Source organism: Moellerella wisconsensis (genome assembly GCF_022592395.1).
In the GTDB taxonomy this organism is placed as follows: domain Bacteria; phylum Pseudomonadota; class Gammaproteobacteria; order Enterobacterales; family Enterobacteriaceae; genus Moellerella; species Moellerella wisconsensis.
Map to the genome: position 1 here is coordinate 127243 of NZ_CP093243.1, position 21527 is coordinate 148769.

Genomic DNA, 21527 nt, shown 5'->3' on the forward strand with positions numbered 1-21527 from the left:
CCCAGATAATACCTAGACAACCATCCTCAGGAGCTTTCATGGCTATTACTATCACCTATGGCATTCTGCGTAACGCCACACACGAAGAGTTACTCAACAAGGCCTACTCGAACGCAAGCAACGCTCAGGAAGTTGATATCGACGTAGACAAACTGAGTGAAGAAGCTGTCAGCGACCTTCGACAAACCTGCGACCAAATGGGGCAAAAGAAAATTGTTCGCGTCATTGACTCGATCGTCGCAGCAAAGAAGGGGGATTTTTCTAAGCCTGTTGCGAGTTTTCAAGCTTTTGATAGCGTCTTGATTGAATACCTACGGCGTGATGCAAAAGACGGTTGGATCTACCGTCGTGGCAGTGATGGTAATCTGTATGCCGCGCTAGTGACATCCGTTAAACACAATACCAGTGGCAGCTATCGTAACCAGCCACCGTCTGTCGATATCAATATTTCATGGTATGGCTTCGGCGATAATTCGAATCGTGATAAGCCTTATGCCGTCCATACTGGCAGCATTAAGTTTTATGCCCAAGAAGTGGCTCGCCGTCATGTTTCAAAAATCCTGGCCGAGCAAAGTCTTTTCAAAGAAACACCGGAGCTGCGCGCAGAATACGATGAGCAATTAGAACGCTATCACGAGCTGGTTCAAGGCCAGTTCCCACACCAGTTCCGTGCTATCGGTGCGGCAAACAAAATGGATGGGTATGGTAGTTACGACCGTAATTTAAATATAGCGGGTCACAAACTGATCCACGATCTGCCCACCAGCGAGTGCGGGCCTATAAGTGAGGTGGTTGAAACCGACCTCTTGGGTACTGATGAGGTTGATGGTTTTGGTGTGTTGCCCGAAGCTACCGCAGTTCGCTTCTTCGACCTGTCACTCCATCAATATGTCTGGGTGCATTCGAATAATGTCGAGCCATATCTGTACGACAAAAATCTGCGTAACAAGATGATTCTGCCAGAGTCGCATAGCGATTTGCTGGATGTCCTGACCACCGATATTACCGCTTTTACCAGCGACATTATCGAAGGAAAAAGTGCGGGGAATATCATCATGTGCGTTGGCAAGCCGGGGCTTGGAAAAACACTGACCGCTGAAGTCTATTCAGAGCTCACTGAAAGGGCACTGTACTCCATTCATGCTGGCACTTTGGGCATTAACGCTGAAGAGATCGATAAGCACCTAAAAACCATACTAATGCGCGCGCGCCGTTGGGATTGTGTTCTGCTTCTGGACGAAGCCGACGTGTTCGTGATGGCTCGTGGTCTGGATATGGTACATAACGCCGTTGTGGCCGAATTCCTGCGCACGATGGAGTATTTCGACGGCCTGATGTTCATGACATCGAACCGTGAAAACGACCTGGATGAAGCCATCATCCCTCGTTGCGCGGCGATTATTCGCTATGACGTGCCTACGATTGATGACGCCAAGAAGATTTGGCAAGTGATGGCAGACAACTTTGGTGTCGAACTGAGCGCTGATCTGCTAAATCAGCTGGTGGACAGATTCCCAACTATGCCTCCACGCGATATCAAGATGCTGCTGCGCCTGACATTGCGTATGTGTCGAGCCAAACACGGTGATGGGGCTATCCCAGACATTGAGATGTTCCGCCGTTGTGCGATGTTCCGGGGGGTACAAATCCGCTCTAAAAACGAAAGGCAACAAGATGATGCAGCGTGATGAACAAAGCCCTGAGCAGATCAGGGCCGCTGAAATTTGTGATCAATTCGATGCACAGGTGTTTACTGGTGACGCCTTCCTGGGTAAGGAAGAGGCTGCAATCCTGCTGGAACATGCCATGCGATGGCAAAAAGCAGCGTTGGACTCGTTAAAAAGTAATGCCCGATGAAAGATAAAAGCCCCTGATTTAGGGGCTTTATTTGAACCTTAGACCACTAAAACTTCTGGGCCTTTGCTTTCAAGAATACGTAGCATCCTCAATGCAGGGCCGCTTGGTTTCTTTTCTCCTCGCTCCCATTTGGATATGCTCTCTTTCGACATTCCCAATGCACGAGCGAGCACAGATTGAGACATACAATATTTAGTCCGCAACATCTTGATCTCAGAGCCGCTCATCGCTGAAACTTCTTTTATTTTATCGTTAATTTCACGAGCACGGATGGTGCTTTCAATATCTTTAACCAGGCTTTCAGGTGATGCACCAGCTGCATTTAACTCTTTAGCCAATTCAAGCATGTTATTAAGTTTATTGTTCATCAGTAATTTCCTCCAGAATTCCTTTAGAAATTAAATTGTTAATGATTTCTCCATCAAAGTTCAGAAACTCAGCGGCTAATTTTTTATAGGTTTCCAACTCATCATCTTCAATCTCTTTTGTACCTTTGGCATTGACCGTGTTTTTGGTCCATCCATCTGCAAAAAAAAGATGATTGTTTATCTTAAAAAAGATAATAACCCTAACACTTCCACTTTTGCCTTGCCCTTTCATTGCAAGGCGTTTTTTTATCACTCCACCGCCTAAATCAGCTTCAAATTGTCCTTGTTGAACTTCATGAGCAGCATCAAGTAACTGTTTGTCTGTTATAGGTATTTTTTTGGTGCTTCGGACAAAAGATGAGATTTTATAGAACGCCACATTATCTCCTTAAATGGTACTGGTTACTATGGTAACGGGTACTACTTAAATGTGCAATATTTATTAGCCTGCTAACATTAAAAACTTCGTGGGTGTGAAGCATTAGTGAATAATTAGTGCTTTTACGAAAAAGGTAGTTTTCATGCATAACAACACAGAACTGAAAACGAGTTTCGTTATCAATCTACCTACAGACCTGCATAAGGACAGCCAGGCTCTGGTTTTGAAAACGGCTGAAGTTGTGGCTGAAAAAATGCGAGCTACCGAACTGAAGCGCGGGCTCTCGAATGAATGGACAAAACCCGATTGGGGATCGGCTTGCATCAACGATTTTCTCCGGCATGTCGATAAGGGTGACCCGAGAGACCTCGCAGTCTACGCCAGCATGATGATTCACCACGGCTGGACGACGAAAGACGTTGTAAAGAACGCTATCGGCCAAGTTTTCGAACAAGCCAGCCAGGAACTGCGTGAAGAGCTGGAAGCCTTAACACAGCTGCTTCGCGTTGTTTTTGTTGATGCAGGACTGAGTAAGCCTGAATTGCCTATGAATGGGGCTCAAATGTTGTTGCAAGCCGACGACCTCAACGCTGTACTGCGCCAGTCTGCTGTTCTGCCTGAGATGAATTTAGACCATGTTCAGGTGTTCCATCATGCATTTAATAACTTCAGCGACGAGCCGCTTGGGCCGGAAGAAGCGGATAATATTTTGACAGGCTTAAAAGCCGTCGTAAATTCGCTGCAACGCTAAAATAACCTCCGTCTCGGCTGGCAGAGGCCATGTAACTGGTGAAGGAATAAACTATGAGCCAAATCGTGACCGACGAACTACATTTGATGTTCAATGATCTAGGCATCAAAGATAACTTACGCAAAATTCTCCGTGCCATTGACGGTATTCCCAGCGTTCAATACCTTGTGAAAGACGGTAAGGTGTTTGTGTTTGAAAAGCTGGTTTCACTGATGGTCAGCGAAAAATCGACTGAACCGCAAAAAGCGTTAGAACTTCTCGCTCAGGCCTACATCACTCCGATGCAGGCGGTTACCGACTGGAAAATCGTACCGTATCCCTTTGAGGCGATCGGTAATGGCAATTACTGGGTGTTGCACCACACCAAATTCGATGCAGTGATCCCGAAAAAATTCGACACCATCGGCCAGGTACAAGAAGCAATGACAGAATTGCTTTTGGGCCGCTCTATCACACCAGACGCCTCAGAGTTGATGGAGCCGAATCTGTTTTATTTTGAAAGGCAGATTTACAAAAGCATCGTCAGCCTGGCTGATATCCCTTCCGACCCGCTGGCTGAATGGGATGACATGACGACGGACAGTGTCGAAATGTTGAGCGTTGAGCAATACATTCCCGGTCACCCTCTACTGACAGAAATCGTGTTTACGGGGATCGGGGAAGTTTCAGGTAAATGGCAAGGTAAACTTGACTGGATGAACTGTGCTGCTGAACACGACGATGAAGCCATCTCCAGCATCTCATTCCTGCCGCTTGAACGGCTCAACGCCGATTACGCAACGACCTGGGTGCCTGAAGAGGATGACAAACAAGTTATCGCTGCCTTGCAGGAGTATTACCCTGAACTGTCTGGTATTAGTGATGCCGCGCTCTATTTCCTGTACGACGAATTCCAGATGGTCTGTAACCAGGTTTCCGGGGAAGAGCCTATCCGCGATACCGATTTTCTGTTCTATGCGACGGGTACCGCACTGGGTGTCGATGATGACGGTCCGGCTGTTCGTGACGCTGGGAAGATCGCAGTGTATCTGCTCTCCGAAAATACGCCAGCTGAAGCACTGGCTAAAAAAATTCAAGATTACGTTACCCGCGACAAATCCATCCAGCAGTTGATGCTCTGGCGCTGGAATGTGTCGAAGTTTCTGGAGTCCTTTTCAGTAACTGAAAAAGGCGCTGGACAGCCTATTGCTGTATTTTCCGATCTGATGGAAGCCAGCCGAAAATATGGGCATACCTTTGTAACTGTAACGCAGTCCCAGTCTGACTTCGCCTAATTTCGTCGCCCGTTTGGGCTGTGTAACACTATCTCTGTGTTGATGAGCCTACACCTTCGGGTGCGGGTATTTTTAATAACAGAGGACTGCCAATGTCTCAGATTAAACCTTTCTCCTGGCTCATTCGTCTTGACGTCGCCCCGTTGTGGGTCGCTGACGGGTTCTGCATGAACAACCAAACCGCTCTGGATATGCTCGCCAACCAACTGCCATACGCCGATATGAGCTTTGAGCTCGGTGCGGCGGTCATTGCCGGTCCGGATCCGCGTCGCATCGTCAATGAAAACGGCTGGGAAAGTAATCAGGCGGAAGAGGTGAAAATTCGTGCCGAGTCTCCATTCGCCTACCCTGAAAACGAAAATCAAGGTACCGACCTCGTTTCTACGCTGACAGACGCCATTGCCTACATTGATAGTGTTGAGGCAGGTTCTGCTGGTCACACTGATAAATCTGCGGTCATTGCCCGCCTGCGCAGCGCACTGGCGCTGGTGGACAGCTCGGAGTCCATTGTCAATTTCGAATGGCAACCGGCTGAATAAGCCAATTCGCACCCTTCGGGGTGCGACTCTCCCGAGGTGGCACCATGAAACGTGAATCCGAACTTTTCGTTATCCACTACGACAGCCCGTTACTGTCTATCGAATTTCTGAGCAATTTAACATCCCAAGGTTGGACTGATATTCAGCTGGATGCGGATAAACGCCAAGTCGTTGTGTCCCGTTAATCTCGCCCGGCTAAATCAAAAACAGAGGTGATACATGCAATCTGAAAAATTCCTATGGGAAATCTGTGGCTGTTGCGAAGGGCACGGGAAAGTGGATAACCCAGCGTTCTCAGAAGGGTTCACTGGCAGTGAATGGAACGAGCTCGACGATGAGTTTCGCGAAGAGTACCGCAAGGGTACCTACGACGTGCAGTGCCGCAACTGCAAGGGTTCAGGGAAGGTAAAAGTGCCTGATGTCAGTCGCATGACTTTTGCTGAAAAGCGTGTTTTGGTGGCACAGCGAAGGGAAGCTCGTGAAGATGCCGAGTATCGTCGTCAGGCAGCTCATGAATTACGTATGGGGTATTGAACCATGACGCCACGCCAGACGATTGCAGCATATGTGCGTCAGAATCGCACGATTCCGCCAGGTTCAATACTCTGGCTCTATGCTTCAGGGATGGACGATCTCGTCAGTACCGACGAGGTGGATGGTTCTCTGGATGCTTGGCTTGAAAAGATTGGAGCTCCATCCGAACTGACCGTTTATCTGGACACCCCAGAAGGGGATTTTGAAGACGAATGGTGCATTGATACTTCCATACTGAGCCAACCCGTTCCGATAAGAAAGGCCACCGTTCCGGCCAAAGTCATTGCACGCCGCGAGCGAGTCGAGGCTTTCGGAGAAAAAGTGATTTCAACAGCTGAGCAGATCACGCAACTGTATACGGATTACCTTACAAACATGTATCGTCGCGATTTTGGCTATGTAGGGGGAAGTCCTTTAGTGCGTGTAAACTGGGCTGCTAAGCACTCCTGGGGCGGCCATCGGAATATTACGATCAGCCCTGGTTACCTTTATGAGCCTGATTTGGTCGAAATATACGGCCTGCACATGTTTGCATGCCACTTTCATGAATACGCGCATGTTTGCATGGATAAAGAGATTGGATCGTTCTACTCCAGCAACCGGCTTGACCACCTTAAGGCGCTTGTGGCGCATGAACTGGCTCATTTTCTGCAATCCAATACACACTCTCGAAACTTCACACAAGCAGCCACGCAACATCTTCCTCGCCTGGATTACAGAACACCACACGGGGAAGGGTGGCAATTTTTGTATCGCTATCTGAAAAAGCCCCTCAATTTGCGGTTGAATTAATTACAGTTTTAATCTCTAACATTATACCATTGCATCAAAGTATGAATTCCTGATTTTTGGAGAAAAAATGTATTTAATAATGACGATTCTATTTATGATCGCAGCAATATTTTCCTTCGCAAAAACAATGAAAGTTGTGCTAGAAGAGGCGAGCCATGACAAGGAAAAACGTATGGCGGCTATCAGACAAGTAAAATTTACTTGGCTATTTTATGTTCCGGCTTTCTTTCTGCTCCTTGCTCCATTCATCAAATCATTCATGGATGCAGGTTCCGAACAGATGGATCAATCTAGCTCCAATTTACCTGTTTGGCTTTACCTGGCTGGTGGCCTGTACTTGCTGTTTGGTGCCGCACTTTTATTACGCAACGCCGTGAAAGAAAAAACACTCGGACAGATAGGTACTATCCTTAATATCCAGATCCTTCTGTGGGTCGGCCTTTACAGCATATTTGCGGCCTATGACCACTTGAAGTTTGCAGATGAACACTTTGGGATAATGAGCACCCGCCTGATAGAGATCGGAGGTGTGAAAGATGTCACTTGTGAGCAAGACCTGATGTTGGTTAACTTCACAGAAGGTCAAGCCACCCCAATGCAATGGCGCTGCCCGACAGGTTTCTCTTTGCTGAACAAAACGAATCGACCTTTCGTTCCTTGGCCGAACTACTCGGAAGGGAAAAGTGAACAGCTTGCCGCAGCAATGAACAAAATCATGACTGAGGCGAAAGCCAACTCACAGTAACTTTCTCTATAGGCCAGCATTGCTGGCCTTTTTTATACTTTTCCCCTGCCCATAAAAAGTAATCTAAAAAAGATTATTTTTTTCCGCTTTTGCTATTCGTCACCGGTTCACCCCGTGTTTAACTGGATTCAGAAGTAAGCATAAACACGTAAACAACCAATAACAAATGCGGAGTAACTATCATGACTATCAACGTACAACAAATCTTCCAAGCTTCTCGCAACAGCCAACTGATGGGTGATCTGGGTGCTATTATGCGCCAGATGGACAAAGCTCCATCTACCCTGCGCGGTCTGAGTGACTTCGTTTCCAAAGAGCGCAAGTCAGCAACGAACAGCGCCCTGTTTGAAGAGCTGAATGTTGGCCGTAACAACGTGTACGCCGTCAGCGTGTCTTGGTTGTACGTTGAAGAGGGTCTGAACCTACGCGAGGTTGATGTAGAGCGCGCTGAGATGTTCAAGAACGCCTACCTGAACCATCCAAGCAGTGTGCCTGCTATCCGCGTTAAAGTGGTTGTTGTGGACGGTGTGACTCGCCTGAAAATCATCGATGGCCACCACCGCTACACCGGCCTGATGGCCGCAATCGCTGAAGGCGCAGTATTTGAAAAACTGATCATAGAAGAGTTCGAAGGCGGAAAAGACGAAGAAGTCTTCAACATGATCGAAAGCGCCAACACCAAGCACCTGAAAATGATTGAGCGTGCTGAAGGCTTCCGTCGTCTGGTTGAGTGGGGCCATGAAATCGACGTCATCGCTCGTCGTCTGGGCCTGTCTAGCGTCACCATTCGTCGTAGCCTGATACTGGCTAAAGCCGAAGAGCGCGTTAAGAAGCTGGTGCGTGAAGACAAGGTATCTGGTGATGTAGCGATCGACGTTCTCACCGATTGCCAAGGTACCGACCGTGATGCCTACGATATCCTGATTGCCTCTTTGGCAAAGGCTGAGCAAGCCGGTAAAACCAAGGTGACAGCACGTTACGTGTCTTCGCCGAAGAAAACCAAAGTAAAACCAAAGGTTGTACGCCAAACTTTCGAAAGCTTGCTGCCAACACTGGATCAACTGCGCTCTCAGATCCCACCAGCGCCAACAGCTGAACACGAAAACCAGATTGAAATCGCTGAGACCGTACCGGAAGAAGTGATACTGCGTCTGAGCCCAGAAGTAGCCCGCCAGCTGATGGCTGCACTGTCCGATGTGGAAGCGGCCAAGCTGGAAGAAGAAGCAGAGAAAGCGGCTCAGGAAGCCGCTGATGCGGAAGCTACCGAAGAAGCCACTGAGGCTGGTGAAAGTGAAGAAGATGGTGACACTGAAGCCACCGAGCAACAGTAATCACCATTGCGAACAAGGCCGGGAGACCGGCCTTTTTTATCTCGCTTCACGTTCTATCGCCTTGCCGTGCTCATTGAGGGATGACACCGCAAGCGACTTTGGGGGTAACCATGAACCAGACTCTGCCTATGCTGCAAAAAATCACTATCCGCATTATTGACGACGCTTCTCTGGAAAAGCTGGCCGTTGACCATTATGAATGCCGGGGTTGCAAGCCTCGCGCATTAGGCAAAACTCACGCTATTCGCCGTAAAGGTAAAAACGCGGACACGTTTCTGGCTCGCATTAAAGTGAACTACGTCCGTCAGGTGTTGAGCAACTACGATCACGACAAAGAAAACGCGTGCCGCGCTGACGGTCGTGAGCACGAGGCTCACTGCATGAATCAGCAATTGTACCTGGCAATCGCGCAGCACTATCCACAGCTGGCGAGTGAATGTGAACGTCAAATCGCCCAACGTTCCGCGCTGTGAGGCCTGCCATGAAAGACTTGAAAAAACGCTTTGATAGCCAATCAAATGAGCAGGATATGCGCATGGCTGGACTTCGAATGCCACCTCACTCACTTGAAGCGGAGCAGTCTGTCCTTGGTGGGTTGATGCTGGATAACGAGCGGTGGGATCTGGTCTGTGAACGAGTGGTGGAAAGCGACTTCTTTACCCGTGCTCACAAAAATATTTTCACCATGATGCAGCGACTGATGGAATCAAGCCGTCCGATTGATTTGATCACATTAGCAGAAGCGCTGGAACAACATAGCCAGCTTGAACAAGTAGGCGGTTTTGCCTATCTGGCTGAACTGTCAAAGAACACCCCTAGCGCGGCGAACATCTCCGCCTACGCAGACATTGTGCGTGAGCGAGCTGTTGTGCGTGAAATGATAGCTGCGGCCAATGATATTGCAGATGCGGGATACGACCCTCAAGGTCGCACAAGCGCGGATTTACTCGACCTGGCCGAAAGCCGTGTGTTTCAGATTGCAGAGGCTCGCACCAGCAAAGACAGCGGACCGATGAGCATTGATACCATTCTGGAGAAAACAGTGACTCGTATTGAGCAACTGTACCAGACACCACACGACGGGGTTACGGGCGTCGATACCGGCTACACCGATCTGAATAAGAAAACGGCAGGGCTTCAAAAGTCTGACCTCATTATCGTTGCCGCGCGCCCTTCAATGGGTAAGACGACGTTTGCGATGAACATGTGCGAAAACGCAGCCATGACACAGGATAAGCCCGTCATGATTTTTAGTCTGGAGATGCCTGGTGACCAAATCATGATGCGTATGCTGGCCTCCATGTCCCGCGTTGACCAGACAAAAATTCGTACCGGCCAACTGGATGATGAGGATTGGGCGCGTATTTCCAGCACGATGGGTATTTTGCTGGATAAGCGGAACATCTTTATCGACGACAGCAGCGGCCTAACACCGACTGAACTACGCTCGCGAGCACGGCGAGTGTACCGTGAAAATGGTGGACTGAGTATGATCATGGTGGACTACCTTCAGTTGATGCGTGTTCCCGCGTTGCAGGACAACCGAACACTAGAGATTGCAGAGATATCCCGCTCTCTGAAAGCGCTGGCAAAAGAGCTTCAGGTGCCTGTCGTTGCGTTGTCTCAGCTGAACCGCTCACTGGAGCAGCGCGCAGATAAGCGACCGGTGAACTCGGATCTTCGTGAATCGGGTTCGATTGAGCAGGATGCGGACCTTATCATGTTCATCTACCGTGACGAGGTCTACAACGAGAATAGCGAGCACAAAGGCGTGGCCGAAATCATCCTGGGTAAACAGCGTAACGGGCCTATCGGATCGGTGCGTCTGGCCTTCAACGGGCAGTGGTCGCGGTTTGATAACTACAGTGGACCTCAATACGAAGAATATTGATCTTCACTAAGCTAAGCCGGGCCATGCCTGGCTTATTCGTAAAATGCGAAATAATAAAAAATTATCATTAAAATACCTTCAACTTACTTGGCACATTAATACCTAATTTTTCTATTTCATTAAAATAAAATGTCAATTCATGTCTCATTGCTTTTAGACAATCCCCAAATATAATTGCGTTAGCTCCAGTTTTCGACGTCATATTCATTGCTCGGCCTATAGCTCCGGATATATCACTTAATATTTTCTTGATTGAACTATCGAAAATAACTTTCTTTTTTAAATCGGTTATAAAGTTTCTGGTTTCTTTCATTGATTCAATGCAGTGAGGAGGAAATTCGAAAGCTTCCGGCAGATAATAAACTCCTTTATCTTCCATGAAATCAATTAGATCTGAAAGTAATTTATAATTTTTCGTATACCTTAAAACTAATGGCATAGATGATTCGTGGCTTAGTATCATCCCAAAAAGCCGCTCTCTAAATTTTAATTTCCATTCAGCTAGTAACTCAGGCGGAAAATCAATGCCATTATTTTTATCAATTGCTGTGTGGCAGTTTGCACAAAGCCAAATACCGTTTTCTATTTCATTGCTGTTTTTGTTTCCATCTATATGGCGAGCTGATCCTTCCTTTTCACCTGCAATATGAGCACCTTCACCAGTCTTTATTTTTTTTATTTCCTCTACTAATGATGGGCCAATAGTCAGACAATAGCAGTCTGGGTTGTTGCATATATAGGCAGAATTCAATGCAAGTTGTTGTGATATTTTGGGGGGGAAAGCCATTAAGATCTCCAGTGTCAACAATATTAACAATTAAATAATTTATCCTTAATTTCGTCAGCTGTCACCCTCATGAGAAAATCACCTGTAAACAAAACAAATAACAGGTGACTTATGCAGCATTCCTTCAACTTTGACAATCCGGTACCACCTTCCATATCTGTCTTAAAAGCAGACAAGTGGCAGGCTGTCTGGCATACGCTGAAGGAGGATGCCGACCTGAATTATCGTGATGCCAGTCGCGGGGTTAGCCTGTCTGACCTCATCAATGATGGCACCGCTTCTATCTACCAAGCCCTTACTGATAATTGGACGATCTCTCTCGCCTAGAGTAGCGGTAAGGACTCCGAGGTTGTCCTACACTTATTCCTCATGGCGTTGGTGCGCGCAGTTCGCGCTGGCATTCCAATCAGTCAACACCATTACCTTTGGCATACCGATACGGGTATTGAAAACCCAGAAATTCGCTGGCTCGCCGATCAAAAGCTGGCCGCTCTGGAAAAATTCATAGAGCAAGAAGACCTGCCGCTGTCTATCGTTCTCGCTAAGCCGGGGCTCACCTCCAGCTGGACGGGCAGGATACTGACGGGGCGAGGCTTACCGACGTTCACCAACAGTTCGGTACGCCAGTGCTCTAATGATTTAAAAATTTTTGCGGCCAAACGAGCCAAAACGGCATACGTAAAAAACCTACCCAAATCCGTGCGTGAACGGGTTTGTTTGCTGCTGGGAAGCCGGGACGCAGAAGGTGCTATCCGTGCCAAAAACATCGCATTGAAAGGTGGTAGTGCAAGCCGGGTGAAAGTCACAAAAGAAGGGGGTGAACTGTACCCAATAAGGCACTGGTTACAGGGCGACGTGTGGGAATTTCTGCTGAGCGCAGGTAGCGCCCCAAAATACCTGCTACCCAGCTATCTGGAGAACAATAACGACACCGCTGAGCTCTACAAAGCCGCAACAGGGGAATGTGTCTGGTCTGGATCTGAGAAAAAATCCAGCGAGGCATGTGGAAGCCGGTTTGGTTGTTGGGCATGCCAGGCTGTCGGGCTCGACAAATCAATGGAGAACCTGCTGCGTTCGGATGACGATCGCCACGGCTACATGGCTGGCCTCAACCGTATTCAACGGTTTCTGTCCAAACGTCGCAATGCGTGGGAGGACAGGCACCCTGTAGGCCGCACCCTGTATGCAGGGGGATTCATCAAGGTTCAACCCGATGTCTATTCACCGCGTTTCCTGGAGCGTTTGCTGCATATCTGTTGCAGCATGGATTACGTCGAGCAACTGCGCGCCGATGAGATGGCCGAGAAGCTACGATCGGGTGAACTGGAAAACACGGCACATAACCGGCGCATGGCTTCACCTCAATTCCGCATTGTCAGTGAAACGGCGCTGATCCACATCGACTTTATGTGGTCGTTCCATCAATTTAACGATAAGCCGTTTCATGCTCTGGAAATCTATCGCCGTGTCTGGGTAAAAGGTGAGCTGGATCTGCTGGACGATGAGCCGGGTATGCCTGTCGCACCGAAAGCACCCATGCCCAAAGCGTTATGGGTCAAGGTCGGGCAATTTGGTGATGACTCTGGCATCGATGGTCTTGCCGATCCCATCGCTGAAATGGCCTACTTTGACGTTGGTGACGATGAGCGAGCCAGCCGCGTTATTAATACGCCGAACGGAAAGCGCCGGGTTGTTAGCTTCAGTGAAGACAGTGAAGTGACCATCGACTCGGATGCCGCTGAATTCATCATCTGGGAGGAATATCTTCGCTTGCGTAATGCCGTGCTGGCCGGGCAGTACACATCCGGCAGTGCCGCGCAATTCTACCTTCGCTTTGGCGCTGTTTCGTTGTGCAAAGGTAAGTCAGCACTGTACAACCGCATGATGCAACGCGGGCAAACTTATCGTGTGCTGGGCTTGAACGGCCACCAAACAATGGATGGGATAGCGTCTCGTAAAGACCTCCGCGTACTGACAACTGACCACTATCAGTCGTTGATTGCCAACAGGGTTAAGGCCAGTGTCATTCGCTTGCGCTGGTGGGCAAACTTGGCCTTTACGATACAGTATCACCTGGCTAATCGAACCTCTACAGGTCAGTGGATCCGCGCTGTTTTAGCTTGTGAGGATGAGCAGTCTGTACTGCAAGAGAAAAACAGAGCCAAGAACAATGTTTCGGTTTTCGTGATCGGTCATACCAGCGCCTGGTGTTCATTGAAGCTGAGTGCGCCTGGGACATCCACAGAGCGAGGGTTTAGGCGATACCACCAGCACACGCGTCGCAACGCATTTAAAAGCTGCCAGGGGCTCTCACCTAACTTTCGAGACATGATCATCAATCAGCTGAAGCTGGAATACCTCCGCATGCTTTGGCGACTGGATGATGGTTTAACTCTGGAACATGACTCCAATCCTATCACTAAAATGGCTGAACAGGACGCGGTTGCGTTGGGTAGGCATCTTCGCCTTATGGTCAGGACGATGGACCGCTTCGTTCAGGGGACTGCATGAGGCAGTTCATTTCGCCAGCGGTTCCGATTGAGTCAATATTGAGACAGGCTATTCATGCAGGATATGAATTATGAAAACGAATGTGACAAACGTGCTGCTAAATGGCGCGCTGATGATGATTTTAGGCAGTACTCTGGTCGCAGGGTTCGTGGTATCACCCGGTCAAGCGCATCGCCAGGAGAACGCCGATTCGGTCATAGCTGAATATTGGGTGGATATTGAAAGCCGTGACGGACTCAGTCTGTATAGCAACAAAAAAAACGTCCGCGTAGACGTGGTGGGTGAGGTGCCGGATGAAAAAGATTTGCCTCTGCCCGGCGAACGCGTCGCGTTGATGTTCTACGAGAATAGCCAAGCGCAGATGTGCCAAGACAACCGTTGTATGGACGCGGAAGTCATCGTGAAAAAACCTGCTTTTTTAGGAGGGGTGGATGAGTAATGCCAACGGCAAACAACTGATTAACTACCTGAAATTAATTAGAGTGGAAAAGTTTCCACCGGGGATCTGCGTTAAGGCACTCACTGTTTTTGAACGCGATACTTTGCGCGTAGCTTTAACCATGATGGCACACTGGAACAATTATCCTGAGTCGCCAGTGCATATGCGGCCCGAGTGGGCGGCTCAGGTGTCTCGTCTTCTGATCGAGGTGATGAAAGAGCGGGACGAACTGAAGGGCCACTTAAATAGACTAGGGTTAGAAATTCCTCAGAAAGCGCTTGAGGTATCTGAACTGACTTATCAGCAAATCTTGGTTAAGTGTCAGGTTGGCTGAACAACATAGAGGTTAACGATGAGCTACAGTAACCCAGAAATTGACGTGTTGGATAATCAGAATATCTGCGTTCCCGGAAGTGCGATATTGAATCCGAAGTGCCCGGTGCCAGCCTTTCATTGAATGAGCAACTGGCGCTGATTGATTTTCGCCTGGGGAACTTCAATGCGGAGGTCCTGCCGCAATTTATCAAAGAAGTGGCTGACGAACTGGGGTGTAAGCCGGATAATGAAGCAATGTTGCAGTCGATTGATGACCTGCGTGTTGCTGCGGGCGAGCGTGAGACTATGGCACGACGAGCAGGTGTGACTGTCAGTGAATTAAACCTGGAGTTGATCCGCTCGGAAAGTGTTGAAAAGGCCATTCCAGAAGCAGTGATCGACCAAGTCTGCCTCATTGCAGCAGAAATTCACAATCGTGGACAAGGCGTGGGGGATGAAAAAGCCCAAAGCACCATCGATCGAATTCGTGAAGTGTTAACCAAAGTCGGTCAGTAATTCCTTCGGGTGGGATCGCCCACCCATTTCCACATCCCTACATTGTTTTTCATTTCGGTTCCTTTTACCACTTTGTCAGCGGTTAGGGTGGCTTGATATTGGAAGCCTGATATGCAAAGGATAAACATCAATGAATTACTCGCATTTACCTATGCCTACCCGTGAGGCACATTACGCCTTCCTGAAGTCTCACTATTTGTCTGCGCGCTTTGAGGGCCGCAACAATGCTTCCTGGGGAGAAGATTATTCACGCCGTATTGCTGAGAGTGAGTATCTCGAATTAGAGAAAACGGGCTACACACTGATCTCAGATCACGAGTCTGCATCCCGACAAGCTGTGTTCTATCACCGTTCGCTGATCGGATATGCTTCAATGTCTGAAATGTGCGATAGCGCTTGTAATGCGCCAGAAGCTATTTGTGTGCAAATTTCTGTTCCTGCCCAATTAGCCCCAAAGATCTCAGAAAAATCGCTTAGTGAACTCTTGGCGAAGCTTAAGCGGGATATCATGGGTACGTTTCCGTTGTGCCGAGTTGAACTAACATCGGGCTCTAAAGAGCTTTATATCGAAGTATTTCAGACCGAAGAAATGATCTCAAAACAGATCGAGGGTTTTGTAAATACGATTGTGCTGCGTTGGTCTCAAGGATATTACCTATGAAGCTAAAGAAACTTTATGTGCGGGTTGAACTCCTGAATAATGGTAATATCCACATATCCACAGGATAGTTTCAATACAGTTCAAATAAGATTGAGAAGGTCAAAAGAGATCCTTGATCGCTGGATCTCTTTTGCTGCAACGCTTTGAATGATGATCGTGTTGACGCTAGACGATTTATTATCGACGCTGGACTATAAATTGTTAACGCTAGACGAATTATTGAAGATGCAAGACGATATTTTGATGTTGCTAGTCGATTTATTGTATTAGTTATTCACATCCTTTCCAATCATAACAACGCATTGTTTTAACAGCAAAATAATCCATCACTTTAAAAATCTATTTTTTTTATCCACAAATTTAAAGATTAAATGATCCTTTTCTCTTGAAAAAGTTATCCACATATCAACAGGATAGTTCCAATAATAAATTCAAATGAGATCATTTAAGGTCATAAAGAGATCCTCGATCTTGCAACTTACTAAATCTAAAGTGTTAATTTCATATTCATGTTGATGCTAGACGATTTATTATTGATGCTAGATGATATTTTGATGACGCTAGTCTATTAATTGTTGATGCTGGATGATATTTTGTTGACGCTGGGCTAGATTAGTCTAAACTTACGCACATTAGGATCCTTGCATTAACGTTATGATGTATAGTGCTAAGTTATGATCCTTTTTTAAGTTGCCTTTTTTAATTCACAGCCACTCAGCAATTAAGTTGTGTTGATGCTGGGCGATAACAATAAAACGTAATCCAATAAGGAAATCATGAGTAAACCAACTAAAACCGGTTACTTATCTGTCTCTGAGATAGAAAAAGAAAACGGGGAAGTCCATTACCTTAAACCAAATGGATCAAGTACAGTTCAGCCGATAGCATTATTAAGGCTTGGTTTATTCGTCCCTACTGCAAGAACGGGTTCCAGGGAAGCTACAGGAATGGATGCTTCGGATGATCTGACTTTGCATTTTGCAGAGAAGGAAGGTTACTCCGATATACAGATTACTGGTAGGCGATTGGATGTAGAAACTGATTTCAAAGTTTGGATGGGTATCGTTTCTTGTTTATTTGATTACAAGCCTAATTCCAAGGGATACGCAGTTATTCCTTTTGATGAATTCATAGAAAGATGTGGCTACCCGAAAAGTCGCCTATCAAAGCGTTTTAGAAAGCTGATTGAAGATTCTATATATCGACTAGCATCAACAACCATGAAATTTAGTCGCGCCACAGATAACGATAGAATCAACTCTCATATACTTCATCTTATAGAGGCAGGGAAGTTCAGCCATGAAGATGACATGGTTCATATCAAGCCTACACCTGAATTAGCGGAGCTTTACTCCGTTGATTATAAAAAAATTCTTAAAGTAAGAACCCTTGAAAAACTCGGAAGAAAAGAAACGGCTAAAGCTTTGTATCTTTTCTTAGAGGCCCTCCCAGAAAATCCTTATCCGATCAGTATGCAGCGCTTAAAGGACCGTCTAGCTCTAAAATCTGCAAGCAATGTTCAGAACTCTGTTATACGTAAAGCTATGAAGCAACTCGAAGAGATTGGATATCTTGAATATACAGAGAAGAAAACAGGGCACAAAATCGAATTCAAAATACACAAAAGAAATCCATAAGAATTGTATTGTTATAATTAACAAAAAGTTAGAAGTTAAGTATTGATGCAATATGATGTTTGTTGAAGCAAGACTATTTTGGTGTTGATGCTGGACGATATTCGTTGAAGCAAGACGATTTTTGGTGTTGATGCTGGACGATATTCGTTGAAGCAAGACGATTTTTGGTGTTGATGCTGGACGATATTCGTTGAAGTAAGACGATTTTTGGTGTTGATGCTGGACGATATTCGTTGAAGTAAGACGATTTTTAGTGTTGATGCTGGACGATATTCGTTGAAGTAAGACGATTCTCTGGTGTTGAAACTGGAAGGAACAGCTTGTTGGGCTAACGAATTAGGCTTAAACATTGAGCTAGCCGTGTAATTAAACAACCAGAATTCCAGCTTCATAAGCATCTCTTGCAACGCTTGGCCCCATTATACTTTCCTGGTTATTTGAATTCTCCAATAATGCCTCTGAAACGAAAAAATCGACCAACATCAACAAAAATAATTTTAAATCGATTAGCGTCAACAAATCCATTTGTTACATAAATAATCCAGCGTCAACAATATGAATATCGACCAGCGTCAACTATTTTTGCGGGTTTGAGAAAAGTGACAGGGTTTGCAAGTTTATAGTCCAGCGTCAGCAATTCTCAATGTGGATGATAATAATGCGCCCAAATAAAATGTTATAAGGTAACAAATTAAGGCTGAAAACTCCGCATTAAAAACGCGCGAAGACTTCGTCACCGGTAGTGGTCATGTCACTATGGTTCAAGAAAATGAATCATAACTGAGGGTAGAGCCATGACAGGTATCGTAGTTCGCGAGGACAAAGTAGAGCGCATTCAGCGCTTCAACTCCCTACAAAGCGGTCAGTACTGGCGAGCAAAACAAGATATGCCGGAAGAGGCTATCTTGGGCGATGAGGTGCTTCTCATTGAATCCCTGCGTTGGGTCGAAAACCAACTCCACACCGTCATTCTTCGGGCGCATCCGAAACACTATGACCAGTACGCTACCTTCGTAACGACCGATAAGGCAGGGGTGGAACATAAAGTAAAACGCACCCTGACCCAGCACCGCTTCCTGTTTAACGACTTCATTGAGCGTTTTGAATACGCTGATGATGCGCGACAGATCCGTGACGCTGAAGTGGCACTGTGCCAGCAACGTGTCACCGACCTTACTCAGTCACTGTCGAAGTCTCTCGCCAACCCTGAAGCCATGAAAGCCATTGTGGCCGAACGTATTGAGCAGAAAGCTGCGGCCAAAGGCCAAAGCCCGAATACGTTGCCTGTAATCAGCAATAACGCTATTCGCCTGGCTACGGGCTCAGTGGGTAATGCAATCGCAGCAGGCGTTACTGAAGCCGACATCAAGAGCATGCGTGATGCGGCTGAACAAAATCACCAAATTGCGACAATCCAATCCGAGTGGATCCAGGAGCGCAATACCGAAATTACTGCGGCGGTGCAGGCGGTAGTGCCCTATTTTTCAGAAATGGCAGCGGCGCAGCTGGCTGCAACGGAAGACGCTCGTTCTCAGGTAGATAAGCTGATGGACGGTATCCAGTCTTTAGATCTCTATATTGGTAAAGACGTCAATGTGAAGGTGATCCGCAAAGGGCAATCCGCCCCCAGCGACGAGCCCTTGACCTTTGTACAACAAAAATTAATGGTCGATGAAGAGTTGGCCATCTACCACGACCTGAGTGACTGGTTCGATTTTGGCGACCTGGACAAGTTCTACAATGCCCTGTGTAATACCCCTGCGCTGGTGGAACAGATCTTCCCGTCACCCCGTTGCGTACTGGTCATGGCAACCACTCGCCGTTACATCGACTACCAAGATCGATGGGAAAACGTCCTCAATAACAACGAAAATGCCAAAGTGTTTCTGATGGTGCGCGATGGTGAAAACCTGTATCGCATCGTGTCCCCAGTGGAATCCCACCTGGGTGCAAATATGTTGTTCCCGTCTCAGGACGAACAAGAGCGCCTGTTCCGAGGGATGGACGGGGAACAAATCAAATTCCAAGACGTGGCTTATTCCGATCGCCTGAAGGCGCACGAGCGCATGGCGCTGCACTACAAGCGTTTCCTGATCATGTGCTGTGGTCTTGACCATCGAGAACAACTGTTCGGGGATTTCTACGACCGGAGTCAGGGGCTGAATTTTGTTTCCATGAAATTCCAAGAGCTGCATTGCCGGTTTATTCATGATGCTGACGGCACTGGCATGCTGAGTAACCCAGAAAATAAAAAGTATCCATCCTTGGCTGGCTTTATCGAATGGGCAAACAGTCACCTGCGTAGCGGCTCATGCGTGATGTGCCAATGGCATTCACTGGCGAACCCAGAAACAGCACCAGGCGCGGCCAAAGAGAATGACGATCGTTCCTATGGCTCCTTCAGCTTCATCGTGGACTTTAAAGACGACCGTAACGTGACCGCAGCCTTTATCAAAGACGGCCTGTTGAATGTCAAAGCGCCGGTCAGCAAGACCAGCTATAGCAACAAAAGAGGAAGTGTGACACGCGACTATAACGTCAACGTCTGCATCGAAAAGTACAATAAACATTGGAAGGAAGACGACTCGCGCTTGCCTTACCTGTGCCTGGACGCGGTCACCGCTGAGCACCTGGAGCACTACATCTATTCGCGAGCTGTGCGCTCGAATCACTCCTATTACATCGCGCTGTTCAAATCGTTGGCAAAGTACCTGCGTGAAGAGCGTCAGATGGAGCAGAAGTCTCGTGACCTGCTGAAAGCTGCGCTGGTGGTGGGTCGCGTGGGGAATGAAGCAGATCACGATGCCGTTATCGACAAAACAGTAATGGCATGGCGTGCCGTGAACCGTGGGGCTCCTTTGGCGGAGGCGCTGGCCGACAATGCACAGTGGGAAAATCTGCTGGGCATGATGGATATGATCGCCTGTCGGGGCATGAATATGCTGCCTCAGATCGAAGATTTCGCATGCGAAAACAAGACCGCTCCTTTGCGTCTGATTGTGAACACGAACGGTAAATTGTCGCTGTACGTCGCCCCAAGGGATGATGAGCGGGACGACCGATTAGAGCCGCATATCTGGGTGCAACGCATTAACTTTAACCTGACGAAAACGGGCATCAAAGAAGCCTCTCGTAGCTGGGTAACGCTGATCGCCTCCAACGTGGCTGAAACCACGATCTATGAATGGCCGGAGGCGGATGCGTGGAAAAATCTGAATGCTGCCTTTGGTAATTTTGAAGAAAAACAGGAAGCATTTAGCTTTGTGGAAAGTGGGGCGGGTGACCTGCAACGTCTGAACCCAACCAACCAGAGACGCCTGGCGGAATTGTCTCACCTCTGGAAAGAGGCTTACTACGAGATGAACTACGTCCGTGATACGGGCGGGCAAGTCCAGGTTCCTGCGTTGCTGATCCCGATCGGTATCCGCATTGAAGGTAGCGAGTGGAACTATGTGTACGTGGGCTCTATCAGCCGATCAGCACACTGCATCTATCAGTTGCTGGAAAGTGAAAGCACCAATAACAGCCTGGCAGAGATGTATGCGTCGTTCTACAAAAACCCGGAAGGGCGTATCCACGAGCTGAGATCGAAGTCTGCTGACCTGTGGATGTTTGCCTCCAAGGAAATGCCGGACGTGAACATGTTCAGCACGAACAAGGATCTCAAATACAGCGGGCTGGACTATGCGATGAATACCAACTCCGTATCCGAAATTCACAGCTTTGATGTCCGCTGGCACTATGCAGAAGCCTATGTGTCGCACCCGCATCGCTCAAAAAGCATATTGTGGCTGGCTGATAGCCTGCGCGATGAAAGTGGCCGGGTCATGATAGATACACTGTTGGGCAGTCCTCACCTCCACCTTGACGAGCCTGTCGATGTGATTGAAGTGACGTTACCTCTTCGTTATGACGACGCCAATAAGGCGAAGATTGCGAAGACAAAAGCACCTTTCAATCACGCTCATTGGTTCGATATCTGCCCTGTCGGGTACAACGAAAATCAATGTCTGGAGGGCATTATTGCGCCGGTGAAAACCTTTGCCAGAATGACTTTTGCCAACAAAGAACTGGCGCTGCATTACATCTTTGCGCGTGATGCCGATGCGAGAAAGTATCAGAGCGGTTTCTTCACGGAAGTGGAAGTGCCGGTACCTGATGGTGTGACACGTTGGACAACGCGTAATTAATACTGGGTAT

At 47.6% G+C, this 21527-nt stretch carries 24 protein-coding genes; 20 read left to right on the top strand and 4 right to left on the bottom strand.

What is annotated here, in order from left to right:
• Positions 1-38 precede the first annotated feature (38 nt).
• Together MNY66_RS16595 and MNY66_RS16600 are read left to right on the top strand one after the other, a co-directional pair.
• Entirely contained in the window at positions 39-1688 is a 1650-nt protein-coding gene (locus MNY66_RS16595; RefSeq protein ID WP_241502023.1) for an AAA family ATPase, read from the top strand.
• Positions 1675-1857: a hypothetical protein gene (locus MNY66_RS16600; RefSeq protein ID WP_137022558.1), complete on the top strand. Its 183-nt coding sequence runs from the start codon at positions 1675-1677 to the stop codon at positions 1855-1857. The genes MNY66_RS16595 and MNY66_RS16600 overlap by 14 nt, the downstream gene beginning before the upstream one ends.
• 38 nt (positions 1858-1895) lie before the next feature.
• Here MNY66_RS16600 and MNY66_RS16605 read toward each other — a convergent pair whose 3' ends face one another.
• Together MNY66_RS16605 and MNY66_RS16610 are read right to left on the bottom strand one after the other, a co-directional pair.
• A complete protein-coding gene (locus tag MNY66_RS16605) occupies positions 1896-2225 on the bottom strand; it encodes a helix-turn-helix domain-containing protein (protein WP_067421833.1) in 330 nt (109 codons plus the stop codon).
• Positions 2215-2604, bottom strand: coding sequence for a type II toxin-antitoxin system RelE/ParE family toxin (locus MNY66_RS16610; RefSeq protein ID WP_241502024.1), 390 nt, complete (start codon positions 2602-2604; stop codon positions 2215-2217). Before MNY66_RS16610 ends, MNY66_RS16605 begins: the two co-directional genes overlap by 11 nt.
• Before the next feature lie 142 nt (positions 2605-2746).
• Here MNY66_RS16610 and MNY66_RS16615 point away from each other — a divergent pair, with 142 nt between their 5' ends.
• The 10 genes from MNY66_RS16615 to dnaB all read left to right on the top strand — a co-directional run bounded on the left by MNY66_RS16615 (position 2747) and on the right by dnaB (position 10461).
• Positions 2747-3355: a hypothetical protein gene (locus tag MNY66_RS16615; protein ID WP_137022560.1), complete on the top strand. Its 609-nt coding sequence runs from the start codon at positions 2747-2749 to the stop codon at positions 3353-3355.
• 53 nt (positions 3356-3408) lie between these two features.
• On the top strand, positions 3409-4629 hold the full coding sequence (locus MNY66_RS16620) for a hypothetical protein (RefSeq protein ID WP_137022561.1): 1221 nt from the start codon (positions 3409-3411) through the stop codon (positions 4627-4629).
• A 92-nt stretch (positions 4630-4721) separates the two neighbouring features.
• Entirely contained in the window at positions 4722-5168 is a 447-nt protein-coding gene (locus MNY66_RS16625; RefSeq protein ID WP_137022562.1) for a hypothetical protein, read from the top strand.
• Between the two features lie 44 nt (positions 5169-5212).
• Positions 5213-5353 (top strand): hypothetical protein, encoded by a 141-nt coding sequence (locus MNY66_RS16630; protein WP_175403207.1) that lies wholly within the window; start codon positions 5213-5215, stop codon positions 5351-5353.
• A 34-nt stretch (positions 5354-5387) separates the two neighbouring features.
• Entirely contained in the window at positions 5388-5702 is a 315-nt protein-coding gene (locus MNY66_RS16635; protein WP_241502025.1) for a hypothetical protein, read from the top strand.
• Positions 5703-5705: 3 nt separating this feature from the next.
• Positions 5706-6494: a M48 family metalloprotease gene (locus MNY66_RS16640; protein WP_137022564.1), complete on the top strand. Its 789-nt coding sequence runs from the start codon at positions 5706-5708 to the stop codon at positions 6492-6494.
• Positions 6495-6561: 67 nt separating this feature from the next.
• On the top strand, positions 6562-7239 hold the full coding sequence (locus tag MNY66_RS16645) for a hypothetical protein (RefSeq protein WP_137022565.1): 678 nt from the start codon (positions 6562-6564) through the stop codon (positions 7237-7239).
• 182 nt (positions 7240-7421) lie between these two features.
• The gene (locus MNY66_RS16650; RefSeq protein WP_137022566.1) at positions 7422-8570 is read left to right on the top strand and encodes a ParB/RepB/Spo0J family partition protein; all 1149 of its coding nucleotides are present in this window, start codon (positions 7422-7424) and stop codon (positions 8568-8570) included.
• A gap of 110 nt (positions 8571-8680) precedes the next feature.
• A complete protein-coding gene (locus MNY66_RS16655; protein ID WP_067421845.1) occupies positions 8681-9043 on the top strand; it encodes a hypothetical protein in 363 nt (120 codons plus the stop codon).
• Positions 9044-9051: 8 nt separating this feature from the next.
• Positions 9052-10461 (top strand): replicative DNA helicase, encoded by a 1410-nt coding sequence (gene dnaB / locus MNY66_RS16660; protein WP_137022567.1) that lies wholly within the window; start codon positions 9052-9054, stop codon positions 10459-10461.
• A 67-nt stretch (positions 10462-10528) separates the two neighbouring features.
• On the opposite strand, the gene MNY66_RS16665 is transcribed toward dnaB, so the two are convergent.
• Positions 10529-11248 carry an HNH endonuclease gene (locus MNY66_RS16665; protein WP_067421849.1) on the bottom strand — a complete coding sequence of 240 codons (720 nt, stop codon included), beginning with the start codon at positions 11246-11248 and terminating at the stop codon, positions 10529-10531.
• Positions 11249-11359: 111 nt separating this feature from the next.
• Here MNY66_RS16665 and MNY66_RS16670 point away from each other — a divergent pair, with 111 nt between their 5' ends.
• The 7 genes from MNY66_RS16670 (at position 11360) to MNY66_RS16700 (ending at position 17327) form a co-directional block, all read left to right on the top strand.
• The gene (locus tag MNY66_RS16670) at positions 11360-11575 is read left to right on the top strand and encodes a hypothetical protein (RefSeq protein ID WP_241502026.1); all 216 of its coding nucleotides are present in this window, start codon (positions 11360-11362) and stop codon (positions 11573-11575) included.
• 51 nt (positions 11576-11626) lie between these two features.
• The gene (locus tag MNY66_RS16675) at positions 11627-13759 is read left to right on the top strand and encodes an adenine nucleotide alpha hydrolase family protein (RefSeq protein ID WP_241502027.1); all 2133 of its coding nucleotides are present in this window, start codon (positions 11627-11629) and stop codon (positions 13757-13759) included.
• A 70-nt stretch (positions 13760-13829) separates the two neighbouring features.
• Entirely contained in the window at positions 13830-14198 is a 369-nt protein-coding gene (locus MNY66_RS16680; protein WP_067421857.1) for a hypothetical protein, read from the top strand.
• The gene (locus tag MNY66_RS16685; RefSeq protein WP_067421859.1) at positions 14191-14532 is read left to right on the top strand and encodes a hypothetical protein; all 342 of its coding nucleotides are present in this window, start codon (positions 14191-14193) and stop codon (positions 14530-14532) included. Before MNY66_RS16680 ends, MNY66_RS16685 begins: the two co-directional genes overlap by 8 nt.
• A 236-nt stretch (positions 14533-14768) precedes the next feature.
• Positions 14769-15029, top strand: coding sequence for a hypothetical protein (locus tag MNY66_RS16690; RefSeq protein WP_241502028.1), 261 nt, complete (start codon positions 14769-14771; stop codon positions 15027-15029).
• Positions 15030-15159: 130 nt separating this feature from the next.
• Positions 15160-15690, top strand: coding sequence for a hypothetical protein (locus tag MNY66_RS16695; protein WP_067421863.1), 531 nt, complete (start codon positions 15160-15162; stop codon positions 15688-15690).
• Between the two features lie 776 nt (positions 15691-16466).
• Entirely contained in the window at positions 16467-17327 is an 861-nt protein-coding gene (locus MNY66_RS16700) for a replication initiation protein (RefSeq protein WP_137022569.1), read from the top strand.
• A gap of 35 nt (positions 17328-17362) precedes the next feature.
• Here MNY66_RS16700 and MNY66_RS16705 read toward each other — a convergent pair whose 3' ends face one another.
• On the bottom strand, positions 17363-17719 hold the full coding sequence (locus MNY66_RS16705) for a hypothetical protein (RefSeq protein ID WP_241502029.1): 357 nt from the start codon (positions 17717-17719) through the stop codon (positions 17363-17365).
• Positions 17720-18121: 402 nt separating this feature from the next.
• On the opposite strand from MNY66_RS16705, the gene MNY66_RS16710 reads away from it, so the two are divergent.
• Positions 18122-21517: a hypothetical protein gene (locus tag MNY66_RS16710; protein ID WP_137022571.1), complete on the top strand. Its 3396-nt coding sequence runs from the start codon at positions 18122-18124 to the stop codon at positions 21515-21517.
• Positions 21518-21527: the final 10 nt, after the last annotated feature.

What these genes read in the sequence shown, in the direction of transcription:
- MNY66_RS16595 (WP_241502023.1), top strand. Translation starts at nt 39, where the DNA reads ATGGCTATTACTATCACCTATGGCATTCTGCGTAACGCCACACACGAA.
- MNY66_RS16600 (WP_137022558.1), top strand. Translation starts at nt 1,675, where the DNA reads ATGATGCAGCGTGATGAACAAAGCCCTGAGCAGATCAGGGCCGCTGAA.
- MNY66_RS16605 (WP_067421833.1), bottom strand. Translation starts at nt 2,225, where the DNA reads ATGAACAATAAACTTAATAACATGCTTGAATTGGCTAAAGAGTTAAAT.
- MNY66_RS16615 (WP_137022560.1), top strand. Translation starts at nt 2,747, where the DNA reads ATGCATAACAACACAGAACTGAAAACGAGTTTCGTTATCAATCTACCT.
- MNY66_RS16620 (WP_137022561.1), top strand. Translation starts at nt 3,409, where the DNA reads ATGAGCCAAATCGTGACCGACGAACTACATTTGATGTTCAATGATCTA.
- MNY66_RS16625 (WP_137022562.1), top strand. Translation starts at nt 4,722, where the DNA reads ATGTCTCAGATTAAACCTTTCTCCTGGCTCATTCGTCTTGACGTCGCC.
- MNY66_RS16630 (WP_175403207.1), top strand. Translation starts at nt 5,213, where the DNA reads ATGAAACGTGAATCCGAACTTTTCGTTATCCACTACGACAGCCCGTTA.
- MNY66_RS16635 (WP_241502025.1), top strand. Translation starts at nt 5,388, where the DNA reads ATGCAATCTGAAAAATTCCTATGGGAAATCTGTGGCTGTTGCGAAGGG.
- MNY66_RS16640 (WP_137022564.1), top strand. Translation starts at nt 5,706, where the DNA reads ATGACGCCACGCCAGACGATTGCAGCATATGTGCGTCAGAATCGCACG.
- MNY66_RS16645 (WP_137022565.1), top strand. Translation starts at nt 6,562, where the DNA reads ATGTATTTAATAATGACGATTCTATTTATGATCGCAGCAATATTTTCC.
- MNY66_RS16650 (WP_137022566.1), top strand. Translation starts at nt 7,422, where the DNA reads ATGACTATCAACGTACAACAAATCTTCCAAGCTTCTCGCAACAGCCAA.
- MNY66_RS16655 (WP_067421845.1), top strand. Translation starts at nt 8,681, where the DNA reads ATGAACCAGACTCTGCCTATGCTGCAAAAAATCACTATCCGCATTATT.
- dnaB (WP_137022567.1), top strand. Translation starts at nt 9,052, where the DNA reads ATGAAAGACTTGAAAAAACGCTTTGATAGCCAATCAAATGAGCAGGAT.
- MNY66_RS16665 (WP_067421849.1), bottom strand. Translation starts at nt 11,248, where the DNA reads ATGGCTTTCCCCCCCAAAATATCACAACAACTTGCATTGAATTCTGCC.
- MNY66_RS16670 (WP_241502026.1), top strand. Translation starts at nt 11,360, where the DNA reads ATGCAGCATTCCTTCAACTTTGACAATCCGGTACCACCTTCCATATCT.
- MNY66_RS16680 (WP_067421857.1), top strand. Translation starts at nt 13,830, where the DNA reads ATGAAAACGAATGTGACAAACGTGCTGCTAAATGGCGCGCTGATGATG.
- MNY66_RS16685 (WP_067421859.1), top strand. Translation starts at nt 14,191, where the DNA reads ATGAGTAATGCCAACGGCAAACAACTGATTAACTACCTGAAATTAATT.
- MNY66_RS16690 (WP_241502028.1), top strand. Translation starts at nt 14,769, where the DNA reads ATGTTGCAGTCGATTGATGACCTGCGTGTTGCTGCGGGCGAGCGTGAG.
- MNY66_RS16695 (WP_067421863.1), top strand. Translation starts at nt 15,160, where the DNA reads ATGAATTACTCGCATTTACCTATGCCTACCCGTGAGGCACATTACGCC.
- MNY66_RS16700 (WP_137022569.1), top strand. Translation starts at nt 16,467, where the DNA reads ATGAGTAAACCAACTAAAACCGGTTACTTATCTGTCTCTGAGATAGAA.
- MNY66_RS16705 (WP_241502029.1), bottom strand. Translation starts at nt 17,719, where the DNA reads ATGAAGCTGGAATTCTGGTTGTTTAATTACACGGCTAGCTCAATGTTT.
- MNY66_RS16710 (WP_137022571.1), top strand. Translation starts at nt 18,122, where the DNA reads ATGACAGGTATCGTAGTTCGCGAGGACAAAGTAGAGCGCATTCAGCGC.